This is a genomic window from Methylicorpusculum oleiharenae, from assembly GCF_009828925.2.
GTDB lineage: Bacteria > Pseudomonadota > Gammaproteobacteria > Methylococcales > Methylomonadaceae > Methylicorpusculum > Methylicorpusculum oleiharenae.
The window spans coordinates 325752-338208 of record NZ_WUTY02000001.1; the positions used below are offsets into that span (position 1 = coordinate 325752).

The 12457-nt window shown below is 44.5% G+C and carries 14 protein-coding genes; 1 reads left to right on the forward strand and 13 read right to left on the reverse strand.

The genetic code is table 11. The features are described from left to right. Positions 1-17: 17 nt before the first annotated feature. From lpxA to ffh, 8 genes are all read right to left on the reverse strand, one after another. Complete coding sequence (lpxA, locus tag GO003_RS01575) at positions 18-803, reverse strand: acyl-ACP--UDP-N-acetylglucosamine O-acyltransferase (RefSeq protein WP_159652164.1); 786 nt, start codon at positions 801-803, stop codon at positions 18-20. 6 nt (positions 804-809) lie between these two features. Continuing rightward, complete coding sequence (gene xerD, locus GO003_RS01580) at positions 810-1691, reverse strand: site-specific tyrosine recombinase XerD (protein ID WP_159652162.1); 882 nt, start codon at positions 1689-1691, stop codon at positions 810-812. Further along, a complete protein-coding gene (locus tag GO003_RS01585; protein ID WP_159652160.1) occupies positions 1681-2190 on the reverse strand; it encodes a methylated-DNA--[protein]-cysteine S-methyltransferase in 510 nt (169 codons plus the stop codon). The genes xerD and GO003_RS01585 overlap by 11 nt, the downstream gene beginning before the upstream one ends. An 87-nt stretch (positions 2191-2277) precedes the next feature. Continuing rightward, the gene (rplS, locus tag GO003_RS01590) at positions 2278-2622 is read right to left on the reverse strand and encodes a 50S ribosomal protein L19 (protein ID WP_159652158.1); all 345 of its coding nucleotides are present in this window, start codon (positions 2620-2622) and stop codon (positions 2278-2280) included. Then, positions 2615-3376 (reverse strand): tRNA (guanosine(37)-N1)-methyltransferase TrmD, encoded by a 762-nt coding sequence (trmD, locus tag GO003_RS01595; RefSeq protein ID WP_159652156.1) that lies wholly within the window; start codon positions 3374-3376, stop codon positions 2615-2617. Before trmD ends, rplS begins: the two co-directional genes overlap by 8 nt. A gap of 8 nt (positions 3377-3384) precedes the next feature. Beyond that, entirely contained in the window at positions 3385-3891 is a 507-nt protein-coding gene (gene rimM, locus GO003_RS01600; protein WP_159652154.1) for a ribosome maturation factor RimM, read from the reverse strand. A gap of 3 nt (positions 3892-3894) precedes the next feature. Then, positions 3895-4146 carry a 30S ribosomal protein S16 gene (gene rpsP / locus GO003_RS01605; protein ID WP_159652152.1) on the reverse strand — a complete coding sequence of 84 codons (252 nt, stop codon included), beginning with the start codon at positions 4144-4146 and terminating at the stop codon, positions 3895-3897. 154 nt (positions 4147-4300) lie between these two features. Continuing rightward, positions 4301-5656, reverse strand: coding sequence for a signal recognition particle protein (gene ffh, locus GO003_RS01610; protein ID WP_159652150.1), 1356 nt, complete (start codon positions 5654-5656; stop codon positions 4301-4303). A gap of 301 nt (positions 5657-5957) precedes the next feature. Here ffh and GO003_RS01615 point away from each other — a divergent pair, with 301 nt between their 5' ends. After that, positions 5958-6755 carry a cytochrome C assembly family protein gene (locus GO003_RS01615; RefSeq protein ID WP_159652148.1) on the forward strand — a complete coding sequence of 266 codons (798 nt, stop codon included), beginning with the start codon at positions 5958-5960 and terminating at the stop codon, positions 6753-6755. On the opposite strand, the gene GO003_RS01620 is transcribed toward GO003_RS01615, so the two are convergent. The 5 genes from GO003_RS01620 to GO003_RS01650 all read right to left on the reverse strand — a co-directional run bounded on the left by GO003_RS01620 (position 6752) and on the right by GO003_RS01650 (position 12435). After that, a complete protein-coding gene (locus GO003_RS01620) occupies positions 6752-7054 on the reverse strand; it encodes a hypothetical protein (RefSeq protein WP_159652146.1) in 303 nt (100 codons plus the stop codon). The genes GO003_RS01615 and GO003_RS01620 overlap by 4 nt on opposite strands. A 24-nt stretch (positions 7055-7078) precedes the next feature. After that, positions 7079-7462 (reverse strand): flagellar export chaperone FliS, encoded by a 384-nt coding sequence (fliS, locus tag GO003_RS01625; RefSeq protein ID WP_206444572.1) that lies wholly within the window; start codon positions 7460-7462, stop codon positions 7079-7081. Between the two features lie 120 nt (positions 7463-7582). Then, a complete protein-coding gene (locus GO003_RS26350; RefSeq protein WP_159652144.1) occupies positions 7583-9286 on the reverse strand; it encodes a flagellin N-terminal helical domain-containing protein in 1704 nt (567 codons plus the stop codon). 689 nt (positions 9287-9975) lie between these two features. After that, positions 9976-11994: a flagellar filament capping protein FliD gene (gene fliD, locus GO003_RS01645; protein ID WP_159652142.1), complete on the reverse strand. Its 2019-nt coding sequence runs from the start codon at positions 11992-11994 to the stop codon at positions 9976-9978. A gap of 18 nt (positions 11995-12012) precedes the next feature. Beyond that, positions 12013-12435: a flagellar protein FlaG gene (locus GO003_RS01650; protein ID WP_159652140.1), complete on the reverse strand. Its 423-nt coding sequence runs from the start codon at positions 12433-12435 to the stop codon at positions 12013-12015. Positions 12436-12457 lie beyond the last annotated feature (22 nt).

Here is a 12457-nt window from a genome sequence, read left to right on the forward strand (position 1 = left end):
CGGGTATCCAATCCGACTTATCGGTCTTCTGCCCTGGAAAGCTCGATAAAACCGTGCAAGCCCCGTTTGGATTTAACAGACAGCCACTCTTTAAGCAGCAGAATCTCTTCAGTTTCCTCCAGCTCATCTATGCTTTTTTTCTTTTTTAGCAGCCGAAATGCCGTTTCCAGCACTTTATAACGGTCACCGGTAATGCCAGCGCGTCGTAATCCTATGGTATTAAGACGATAATGCCGGGCGGGGCGGCCGCCAATCAGCATAAAAGGTATCACATCCATATTAAGACCGGTGGTACCCTGTACGATCGCGTATGCACCGATTCGGCAAAACTGATGCGCCACCACCGAGCCCCCCATAAATACTTTATGACCTACCTCGACGTGGCCTCCAATCGCGACATTATTGGCAAATATGGTGTTGTCCCCAATGACACAATCGTGTGCGACATGACTGTTATTCATAAAATAGCAGCCTGAACCTATCCGCGTTTCACCGTTCTCTTTAGTGGCTCGGTGCGCGGTAAAACCCTCTCTGAATACATTATTATCGCCAATAGCCAGCCAGGTAACGGTTTCCGGTTTAAAACCAAGATCCTGAGGCAAGTCTCCCAACACGGAGTGAGGATGCAAAACATTTCCTGAGCCCATTTTGACATAGCGCTGTACAACGGCGTGCGCGCCTATTTGGCAGCCGGGACCGATTTGAACGTCCTCTTCAATCACTGCGAAAGGACCCACTTTGACATCGTCAGCCAATTCGGCTTTATCGGCTATATAAGCGGTTGGATGAATCAATTTTGCCATTTGCATTTATCCTCTGGGGTGGAATTTTTCATGTAAATCTTTTAAACGTTCACGTGCAATATGGGTGTATATCTGTGTCGTTGATAAATCCGAATGCCCTAACAGCAACTGCACGACACGCAAATCAGCACCGTGATTCAACAAATGCGTAGCAAAGGCATGACGCAGCGTGTGAGGCGATAAATCCTTAGTGATACCGGCCTGCTTTGAATGCCGTTTGATAATATGCCAAAACGCCTGTCGTGTCATGCCTTCAGCGCGTTGCGTTACAAAAAGGAACTCACAGCGCCGTTCCTTCAGCAACTGCGGCCGTGTCCTTTCAAAATACTCTTGCAACCAGGTCATGGCTTCTTCGCCCACCGGCACCAAACGCTCCTTATTGCCTTTACCGGTAATGCGCACCACACCTTGCCTGAAACTGACTTGTTCTAATCTTAACCCGACCAGCTCCGATACCCTCAAACCTGTCGCATAAAGCATTTCCAACATGGTTCTGTCCCTGTGCCCAAGCACATGGACTGTCTCCGGCGCATTAAGAAGACTCTCAACATCTTGCTCCGAAAGTGATATCGGCAATTTTCTGCCGATATAGGGTAAATCGATAAGCGAGGTTGGGTCGATAACAATCTGATTTTCTCTTAGCAGGTAACCATAAAACTTTCTCAGACTAGACAGGATTCGCGCAGTTGAGCGGTTACCAATACCTTGCTTATAGCGATAGGCTAAAAAAGCTGAGATATCATCAGACATAACCTCTATCAGGGATTTTTCTTTTAACCATTTGGAAAATATCTTTAAATCGCTGCCATAGGCAGACAAGGTATTTTCACTCACGCCTTGTTCAGCCCACAGCATGTCAAGAAATGTGTCGATTAAATCAAGTGACATATTTAAACATTGCTTCGGCCGCTAATAACTTTCGCTTGATTGCCACTAAATCGCCTTGAGTTTCTCCGCTATATCCGCCCAAGCCGTGAGCCGCAACGATCCGATGACACGGAATAATTAAAGGATAGGGATTTTTTTTGCAGGCGTTACCAATCGCTCTGGCCCCTGAACCGATTTGCAACGCCAAGGCTTTATAGGTCATTGTGTGTCCAAAGGGAATTTTGAGCAATTCCTGCCAAACTTTAAACTGATAGCACGTTCCTTGCTTAAGTAATTTGAGGCTTGTTGATTTATCCGCTTGCTGCCAGCACTCCAGCCAAACAGATGTCATCGTTACATCAGCGTGCTTTTTAGCCACCGGATCGGCACTTAGCACCCAGTCAGCAGAAACTATCACATCTCCCCGCCGGTCAATTTTTATATCAGCAAATGGGAGATTTATAATCTGGGATTCCTGCAGACCTTCTGCCGTATCAACCCATTCAACACTAAACGTCATGACATTAAGAGTAAGTAAGGAATTAATGCTTTGCCTCCAACAAAAAAGGCAGCCTAGGCTGCCTTTTTTCGGTATTTCGATGCCGAATTAAATTTTTTCTTTGATTCTAGCCGCTTTACCCGTCAAGTCACGCAAATAATACAACTTAGCGCGGCGGACGGCACCGCGTCTTTTAACCTGCACTTCGCTGATCAAATGACTGTGGGTTTGAAAAACCCGCTCAACACCTTCACCGTGTGATATTTTTCTGACGGTAAACGATGAATTCAGACCGCGATTGCGTTTAGCAATTACGATTCCTTCGAAAGCCTGTATTCTTTCCCGTTCGCCTTCTTTTACTTTAACTTGTACAACAACGGTATCACCAGCGCCGAACACGGGTATGTCCTTTCTCAGCTGTTCCGCTTCCAAAACATCTATAATATTACTCATTACCACACCTTAAATTATTCAATTCCACAATAAATTCTTCCAGCAGTTTGCGCTGCATTTCATCTAATGGCTTGTTTTTCAACAAATCCGGACGTTTAAGCCAGGTTCGCCCCAATGCCTGCTTGGTACGCCACCGCTCAATCTCCGCGTGATTGCCACTCAATAAAACCGCCGGTACGCTATTCTCATCAATTTTCTCAGGTCGCGTGTAATGAGGAAAATCAAGCAACCCGTCCATGTGCGAGTCTTGCTTTGCAGACTCTTCATCCCCCAACACACCCGGCAACAAACGTGTAATACCATCCACCACAATCAGCGCAGCCAGTTCGCCGCCACTGATCACATAATCGCCTAAAGACCATTCTTCGTCACAAACGTGTTGAACAAAGCGTTCATCAATCCCTTCATATCGGCCGGCAATTAAGATCAATTGCTCCAATTCCACCGCTTGCGTTAACAAACTCTGACTGATAGGCCATCCCTGCGGACTTAAGTAGACCACTTTGAGTTTTTTATTTTTCTGTTCGGCTTTTATAGCGTTGACCGTATCGAACAAAGGCTGGTATTTCATAACCATCCCCGGTCCACCGCCATAAGGCCTATCGTCTACTGTCCGATACTTGTCTACAGTAAAATCTCTTGGATTCCAGGCCTTTAAACTTACCAGTCCACTCTGAATGGCTTTGCCAGTCACACCATAACCTGAGGCTCCGATAACCATCTCGGGGAACAACGTTATGATGTCAAATCGCATGTCTAAAGCTAAAAATCCGGATCCCAATTCACTATAATCTGACCGTCTTCAAAATTGACTTTGATGACATAATCATTCATGACAAACGGGATTAACCGTTCTCTGTCTCCAATAACAACCAGCACGTCGTTTGCCCCGGTTTCCAGTAAATGATCAACCAAACCTAAATCTAAACCTTCAGTAGTGAGCACTTTCAAACCAACAAGATCGGTCCAGTAATACTCATTTTCATCCGGATCAGGCAGTTGACTACGATCAACAGAGATTTTCGAACCCAAAAGCGCTTCAGCATCTTCTCTGGTATTGACGCCTTTGATATGAGCGACAACTGTTTTTCCTTGCCTTTGCCCTTCTACAACCTCTACGGATTTACTGTTTCCACCCTTCGTTAAAACCAAAGGTGAATAGGACAGAATATTTTCACGCGGGTTCGTAAATGAGAATATCTTTACCCAGCCTTTTAAACCAAAAACGCCGGAAATTTCACCGACATCGATTGAATAAGACTTAGACAAATTTTAAGCTGCTGCTTTTTTTGCGTTTTTTATCAAGCTTGCAACGCGTTCAGAAGGCTGTGCGCCTCTAGCTTGCCAAAAAGCAATCCGCTCAACATCCAACTGTAATTTTTGCTCATTACCGCGAGCGATAGGATTAAAAAAGCCTACACGTTCGATGTAGCGTCCATCACGGCTACTTCTACTGTCAGTCACTACAACTTGATAGAAAGGGCGATTTTTTGCGCCACCTCTTGAAAGACGAATGGTTACCATCTAGTTTCCTCGAAACATTATTCAAAAAATTAATCGCACTATTTTACGCATTTTTAGAAATATGTGAAGGGCTAAATTTCTAAACTGGCTTTGGTACGGAATATTACTCTATCTTGCTCAAACGCTCACTCATTGCGAACGCTTGTTGTATCACCTACATTTTCATGCCGCGCATATTGGATTTCAATCCACGAACCATATTGGCCATATTGCCCTTTTTGAATCGTTTCATCATTTTTTCCATCATTTTATGCTGCTTGAGAATACGATTGACGTCCTGCAACTCTTGCCCGCATCCGTCTGCAATTCGTTTTTTGCGGTTACCCTTGATTAAATCAGGGTAGCGCCGCTCTTTCATCGTCATTGAATTAATAACGGCGACTTGCCTTGCTATGTCTTTATCCTTAACTTTTTCTTTCATTTCTTTCGGAATATCGCTCATTCCCGGCAATTTTTCCAGCATGGATCCTACGCCACCCATTTTTTGCATTTGCACTAACTGCTCGCGCAAATCTTCCAGATCAAAACTTTTACCTTTTTGCAGTTTTTTGGCGAGTTTTTCAGCATTGGCTTTATCAACCTTTTGCTCAATTTCTTCGATCAAACCCAGGATGTCGCCCATCCCCAATATACGCGAAGCCAACCGATCAGGGTAAAAAGGCTCCAGCGCATCAGTTTTCTCACCCACCCCGATAAACTTGATGGGTTTACCAGTGATATGCCGGATTGATAATGCAGCACCGCCTCTGGCATCACCATCAGCCTTGGTCAAAATCACACCGGTAAGCGGCAGAGCGTCATTAAACGCTTTGGCCGTATTTGCCGCATCCTGGCCGGTCATACTATCGACAACAAACAAGGTTTCGATAGGATTGATCGCCGCATGTAAGGCCTTAATCTCAGCCATCATTTCGTCATCGACGTGAAGACGGCCCGCGGTATCGACTATGACCACATCCAGAAATTTCTTCTTAGCCGCCTCAATTGCATTGCGGGCAATATCTACCGGATTTTGAGAAATATCACTCTCAAAAAACGTCAAATCCAGATCGTTAGCCAATGTTTCCAATTGCTTGATCGCCGCTGGACGGTAAACGTCAGCACTGACAACCCCGACTTTTTTCTTTTTGTTCAACTGCAGCCAGCGGCCTAACTTGGCAACCGTTGTCGTCTTACCGGCCCCCTGTAATCCGGCCATCAGTATGATAGCGGGAGGGTTCATTTTCAGATTAAGCTCTTCATTAGCCTCACCCATCACCTTGACGAGTTCCGCTTGAACCAGCTTAATCAAAGCCTGGCCTGGCGTTAAACTGGTTTGAACCTGCTGGCCTAGAGCGCCTTCTTTAACGCGTTCGATAAAATCGGTTACTACCGGCAAAGCAACATCGGCCTCTAAAAGCGCCATGCGAACTTCGCGCAACGTCTCTTTTATATTGCTCTCAGTCAGCTTTCCCTGACCTTTAACTTTTTTTAGCGTACTACTTAATCGATCGGTTAAATTATCAAACATGGCTGCGTCTACACCTTCAGAAATGAGTCATATGCCTATACGTAAATGCGCTAGGACTATTCAGCTCGATATATTAACATAACGTAACGAATACGCCTTTTGATTTGTTTAATGATTGCAAGACCGGGGTAATTAAGCAAAATCAGTGACCGCAAAAATCCTGCAAGACAGAAAAACGGGATCTAACTGAATCAAGGCATGAGTGCTAAAGTTGCTTTTCACTCCCTACAATTGAATGATCAAGATCCATACTTAAGCTTTACTGATCGACAACATTGACAACCTGACATCAACCACACATATGGCCGCCCTATTAACCGGTATTTTATCCATCCTAGGTTATCTATCCGCCACATTTCTTTTATTAAAAGACTTGTTTAAAGCTAAAACACGGCGCCCTTTTTTAATTATTGCCTGGATAGCTGTTTCACTCCATGCCATCAACATCGCTTTAGTCACAGATAAACATCAAGGCTTTAATTTCAGTTTCTTCAGTACGGCCTCATTAATTTCTCTGTCAATTGCCATACTTCTGCTGATTGCGGTATTGGACAAACCCGTGGAAAAACTGGGTATTGTTATATTCCCACTGGCATCCTTGATGCTTGGACTTGAAATAGCGATGCCCGAAGCATCATTCACGCCGGTGTCTTACAGCTGGCAAATGTCAACGCACATACTCACATCCATCATGGCGTTCAGCCTGCTCAACATTGCCGCGCTTCAGGCTGCGCTGCTGGCTATTCAAGATCAACAGTTACGCAGTCACCATCCCAGAAAACTGATAAGGTCATTACCGCCATTGCAAGCAATGGAGTCATTACTTTTTCAAATGATTGGTTACGGACTTCTGTTTTTATCGGCGTCGCTTCTGACCGGATTTATTTTTATTGAAGATTTGTTTGCTCAGCACTTAGTCCATAAAACCGTACTTTCTATCCTTGCCTGGATCATTTTTTCATGTCTTTTGATTGGACGCTCTCGTTATGGTTGGCGGGGAAACACCGCCATTCAATGGACTTTGATAGGATTTATTCTGCTACTGCTAGCTTATTTCGGCAGCAAACTGGTATTGGAACTGATACTCAAAAAACACTAAGGCTCGCCTTGCCCATACGCTTTAGCCGCGGCGCGCCCCTTTTTCATCTGTGTCATTTGATCATTAAGGGAATGCATCTGATCCTCGCTCAAGGCAATCACTTGATCCAACAGTGAATTAATTTTGATAATGAGCGACTGATCATTTTGAGTCAGAACCGCCCCCTGATTGAAGAACGATTGAATCGTTTCACGCTGTAACGCTTCGAGCTGGTTTAACTGTTGCCACTCCTGCTGCAAAGCAAGCATCAGCATTTGCTCCGTCAAATCTAGCGCATGCTCTAAGGTAGCTGGACTCATATCAACCCAACAGGAAATAAAAAGCTAAACACTGATGGCATCCCACGCAGATTTTACATCCCTGAGCAAGCCACTCACTTCATCCAGAATCTGTTCGTCATTTTTGATATTCGCCTCAAGCAAACGGCGCTCCATATATTCATAAAGATTGTCCAGATTGACCGCAATATCACCCTGACTCAGATCCAAACTCGAACGCAATCCGCCCAGTATGGCTATTGCACGACTGATATTCTCACCTTTGGTCGCAATTTCATTGCGTTGAATTGCCCCTTTGGCAACGGCAATCTTCTGCAACCCTCCCTCATAAAGCATTTGAATTAACCGGTGCGGACTGGCCCCATCAATTTCAGAAGCCATTCCGGACTTATAACTATTAACAGCGTATTTTCTGGAACCCATATTCATGTCGATCTTCCTTCAAGTAACTTTTCGATGCCTTAATTATCGGCAGCCCCTTCATTTCTTGAATAGTCCAAATAAAAAAAGCCGAAATAAATCGGCTTTTTCATGAGAGTATAAGACCGCTTAGCCTTGAAGTAAACTCATAACATTTTGGGTTTGCGCATTGGCCTGACTTAACATCGCTGTACCTGCTTGTTGCAAGATCTGATTTCGCGTCATTTCAGTCGTTTCCTTTGCAAAGTCGGCATCACGTATCCGAGAATTCGCGGCCGAGAGATTTTCAGCTACGTTATCAAGATTCCTGATCGTCATTTCAAAACGGTTCTGCGCAGCACCTAACACCGCTCTTAAACTGTCAACTTGATTAATCGCACTATCGACTGATTTCATCAAACGATTTGCTCCTTCAACTGTAGTAACATCGGCGTTGGCTATTGTTCCAACAGCCTGAACGTTTTGCTGGATTCCACGCCCAGCCGATACCGTTGAACCCGAACTCAAACCAGCTGCAGCCAGTGTTGAACCACTTGAAGAAATTGTATCGGTAGCAGAGATTGTTACCTGACCAGACACACGCAAGCTCAAAGGTCCACTAAAGTCATTAGTATCGCCACCAGCGCCATTTACAGCTCCACCTCCACCATTAAAAATTAAATTTGCAGCCTCGGTTGTAGCTGTTTCTATAATTATATCTCGCCCATCTTCAGCCACCAGATTAAGCCGACCGTCCTTATCAATATTGGCAACAACCCCTGTAGCGCCAGTTTTGGCATTAATTGCGTTAACAAGTGAGCCATCAGAATCTTTTGTTTTTATATCTACTGGACCTACACTAACGCCATTGATTTTTAATCCGTCATGATCAATTCTTCCCACGCCAACGTAAGAATATTCCAAGGCGGGCATTGCAGCCCCTGATACATCAACATCACCTAATGCTGCATCACCAATTGAAAACTCAGTTCGAGCAGTAGCATACACACCTTCTAGCACTATCTTACCTGTGCTGTCTACCTGCCCCATCTCCCGTATTGAATTGATCCGAGCAGCTATGTCTTTAGCTACACCAGCACCGTAATTTAAATTATTACTATCAACAAGATTACCACTGGCAAATTGAACAATATCTCCCCCATAGCGTATCTCAGCAATATCAACATCCAGAGCTCCTCCTCTGACACTCAGAGTAACGTCACCTTGTGTGACTGCCGTACCTGAGGCTCCGGTATCTGCTGTAGAACCTACCCCTATATTACCGGCAGAATCACCACTTAGAGCTACTCGCGTACCAACTGTCTGAACCGCACCCGGCTGTTGACCTAAAGCACTCGCTCTCATATCGCCCATATTGACAGCTAATTGCTGACCGGCATTTGCTCCAATCTGAAAATTAAAGACCTTGTTACTTCCGTCTAGTAGACTTTTGCCGTTGAACTGAGTGGTAGTACCAATACGGTTTATCTCACTGACAATTTGATCGATTTCTAACTGAATGGATTGACGGTCGCTGGCTGAGTTGGTGTCATTGGCAGACTGCACCGCCAAGGTCCGCATCCGCTGCAGACCGTTAGAGACCTCGTCTAACGCACCTTCGGCGGTTTGCGCCAAAGAAATTCCGTCATTCGCATTTCGGGATGCCTGATTCAAGCCATTGATCTGGGCTATAAAGCGATCCGAAATCGCGAGACCGGCAGCATCATCTTTGGCGCTGTTAATGCGCAAACCGGAAGATAACCGTTGCATACTGGTTTGCAACGCCGTTTGCGACTTGTTCAAATTCCGTTGTGCTGTCAATGCGGGTATATTGGTATTGATAATTTGTGGCATAGTCTTTCTCCCATTTGCATTCGCAATGTCAAATAACTTTCGCTATTTAATTTGTAATTTCATCCCAACACCGCGAATGCGGCTTAGAATTGAGTCACAAAGACAGATACACTAGCCATGCCAAAATTTATTTAATTATTTAAATACAATTAGATACAAACAAAACTCAATCAAAAACGGAAAAAAAACATCTTCCAGTCAATTTTTTGACCTCATGTATTAGAGGCTTTTCTCTAACTCTACATAGTCCGATTTATGAAAACGCCGTCATGTCCACAGGGAAACGGGCATCCCTGCCGGAATGACGGACACCTACTAGAATCTGACATAGAGAACAAAGTATCAAGAGTTGGCGGGGTTAGAGCTCATAAAGCGCATACCCTGGGCTGCGGCTATCGCTCAACCACGCCTAAATGGCAGATCAATATCGTGATGCGGAAAAGTATTAAAGAGGAATATTGAAAAGCAGTAAATGAAAATGAACAGCAATTATTTGCCTAGACAGCGGCAAATAATTACCGCTTTGAGTGAATGCTTTTGAAACAAGTGAAAAAAGAACAACTTTTGCCGTCTCTATTTCGAAAAGCTATTTTTGAACAATAGCTTAAAAATTATGATGCAATTCAAACCAAACTCTTAGAAAAGTTCAGTATTGATGGGAAAGCGATCAACAAAAGCTCATTTTAGGATTATTTTTCTCTGGTAAATGGCAAAGTTGCCAACTGGCCTGTCAAAAAATCGCCAGTTGAACGCATTTTACCTACCATTAAATCCATTGCCAAAAATTGGCTGCGCAAGCGCTCTTCGAGACTTTCCATTCGCTCATTAAGCTTAACTCTGCTTTCGCCGATTGACTCAATGCGCTGGGTAAAATCGTTCATTTGACGCGTTAATACTCCATCACTGGATAAAAAACCGCCTATCAAAGTATTAAGCTGCTCTGCATACCCTTTGGTATAACCCACCGTGCCACGGTCTCCGGTCAGGCCGCCCGCCACATTAATCACTAAACCTTCTGCATCGCCTGTTCCGGTTAATTGAGCACCTAATCCTTTTGCAGAAAATCCACCAATAGTGCCTGCGACATCCAGACCAGCTGTACCCGATTTAATCGTTAACCCTAACGTGTTGCTGGCAGGAGAAATTTGAGTCACAGCAATTGCAGACTCGCTGCCAAATCGGCTGGACTTGATCGCCATTTCGCCGCTATCTGTATCAAAGCTTACAGTTACAGAACGGCCTGCAGCTTGTAAAGCCGAATCTTTATTGATTTGAGTTTGTATCTCCTGAGCCAGCGCTGCACCGCTCAGATTTGAACTTGTACTCAGTGTAATTAAACCGGACTCAGTACCATCCACTTTCAACTTAAAGGTATTATTGTTGTTATCAATATTAAAAGTGCCATTACCAATTGTGCTGACATAGGAACTTTGAGTCGCTAGCTGAGTGATATTAACCGCATACGACCCGACTTTAGTATCGCTGCCCGCCTTGCTATAGCTGACAAGACTGTCACTGCTGCGACCCGTCGTTGCAAACAATGCCGCAAAATCATCGATATTGTTATTTAGCGCTTGATCTAATTTCCCACCTTCAAGTAACAAAGTGCCATCTCTTGCGCTGGTTATACCAATATCGGCCAAGGATCTGACGTCGGTTGTCAAGCCTTTAACCATGTCACCCATAATGCGCTGCATCTGACTGTTCATACTGCGAATTGAGGGATCGCCGGTTAAAAGCGAACCCTTTTTTTCTTCCGCATCATATTTAGTCGCCTTATTTAGAACACCTTTTAGCTCATTAAAACTATCAACAAATTTTTGCACCGACTCTTTGATACTGGTTTTATTCTCACCTATCGTTAGCGTGGTAGGCGCGTCCGGCGCAATATCCTTTAGATCAAGCGTCACCCCCGGTAATACTCCAGTAACAGAGTTGGTGGATCGCTTGATATTGATACCATCGACTTTAAGCAAGGCATCTTTTGCAGCCAGTGTTTGCTCCATGTTTTTTCCACTATCAATCCCCACCGCTTCAGGATCAAAAGCCAACTGAGACAAGCCTGAATCATTGGTATGATTACCATCATCATCGTTGACCGTAATACGCATGCTATTATCCGCACCACTTTCGGAACTTAACACCAACCGATCACCGGTTCCGTCGTTCAAAATCGTAGCGGTCAAGCCGGCCTTAGCGGAATTGATTGCATCCCTTATACCCTGCAAGCTTGAGTTTTGAGGGGTAATGCTTATTGATTTGCTGGGCTTATTGGCATTTTCGGTGAACTCGTTTAAATCTTTATCATATGAGCCGAACTGGATGGTTAGCGTCCCACTGCCGACACTAGCCGAACTATCGGCAAATGATTTGGATGCCAACTTTTGTGCCTGAGCCAATTGCTTGACCTCAACGCTGTGCTGCCCGGCTTTCGCCGCACTGCTGACGGTCGCCGAAAACAATTTTTCATTACCAATGGACACCGTTTTACTTTGAAAAGCTGACAGCGAAGTCAGCGCCCGAATTGAGCTTTGGAAATCGGAGACCGAACTTTTTACAATACCCAGTGTTGAGAGTCTGGCTTGCGCTAACGCTTCATCACTGTTCAAGCGTTTCTCAGTCGGTGCTTTTTCTGCTGAAACGAGCTGAGTAACGATACTGTTGATGTCTAAGTTCGAGCCGACACCGGGCGCTTGAATTCCTGCCATGTTCTTATCCTCTTAAGGTTAGGCCCTACTCTTGATAAGCATGCCGGACAAATCTTCTTTATCCAACTGATCAGAGAGCCTTCTGGAAATTTCCAGCATCTCCTCAGATGGAATTTGCTTGATTTCTTCTCCGGTTTTTTGATCAACCACTTTAATGACAGTCCTACCGCTATCATCATCGAGTTTAAATTGAATACTCCGCTTTTCATTTTGAAAAGCCGTATTGATCTGGGTGACTACGTCTGCTAACTCTTCCTGGTTTAGCGCCTCTTTTTTCTCATTCTTCTCAACACCTTCAGACTCAAGCTTTTTAGTTTGCTGCTCTACTAAAACACGTTTAGCCTCATCCTGTTTTTCAGCAGGATGAGGCTTTTTTGATTCCAGCTCTGAGGGGACCTGGTTAATGGTGCGAAAGATATTTTTAATTCCCGTGTCCATCATCTGTTCCTCTTAGTTTAGCCGG

Excerpts from the sequence above, each read along its gene's own strand:
- GO003_RS01585 (WP_159652160.1), bottom strand. The coding sequence starts at position 2,190 with ATGACGTTTAGTGTTGAATGGGTTGATACGGCAGAAGGTCTGCAGGAA.
- fliS (WP_206444572.1), bottom strand. The coding sequence starts at position 7,462 with ATGAATATGGGTTCCAGAAAATACGCTGTTAATAGTTATAAGTCCGGA.
- trmD (WP_159652156.1), bottom strand. The coding sequence starts at position 3,376 with ATGCGATTTGACATCATAACGTTGTTCCCCGAGATGGTTATCGGAGCC.
- rplS (WP_159652158.1), bottom strand. The coding sequence starts at position 2,622 with ATGAGTAATATTATAGATGTTTTGGAAGCGGAACAGCTGAGAAAGGAC.
- ffh (WP_159652150.1), bottom strand. The coding sequence starts at position 5,656 with ATGTTTGATAATTTAACCGATCGATTAAGTAGTACGCTAAAAAAAGTT.
- GO003_RS01650 (WP_159652140.1), bottom strand. The coding sequence starts at position 12,435 with ATGATGGACACGGGAATTAAAAATATCTTTCGCACCATTAACCAGGTC.
- rpsP (WP_159652152.1), bottom strand. The coding sequence starts at position 4,146 with ATGGTAACCATTCGTCTTTCAAGAGGTGGCGCAAAAAATCGCCCTTTC.
- xerD (WP_159652162.1), bottom strand. The coding sequence starts at position 1,691 with ATGTCACTTGATTTAATCGACACATTTCTTGACATGCTGTGGGCTGAA.
- GO003_RS26350 (WP_159652144.1), bottom strand. The coding sequence starts at position 9,286 with ATGCCACAAATTATCAATACCAATATACCCGCATTGACAGCACAACGG.
- fliD (WP_159652142.1), bottom strand. The coding sequence starts at position 11,994 with ATGGCAGGAATTCAAGCGCCCGGTGTCGGCTCGAACTTAGACATCAAC.
- GO003_RS01620 (WP_159652146.1), bottom strand. The coding sequence starts at position 7,054 with ATGAGTCCAGCTACCTTAGAGCATGCGCTAGATTTGACGGAGCAAATG.
- GO003_RS01615 (WP_159652148.1), top strand. The coding sequence starts at position 5,958 with ATGGCCGCCCTATTAACCGGTATTTTATCCATCCTAGGTTATCTATCC.
- lpxA (WP_159652164.1), bottom strand. The coding sequence starts at position 803 with ATGGCAAAATTGATTCATCCAACCGCTTATATAGCCGATAAAGCCGAA.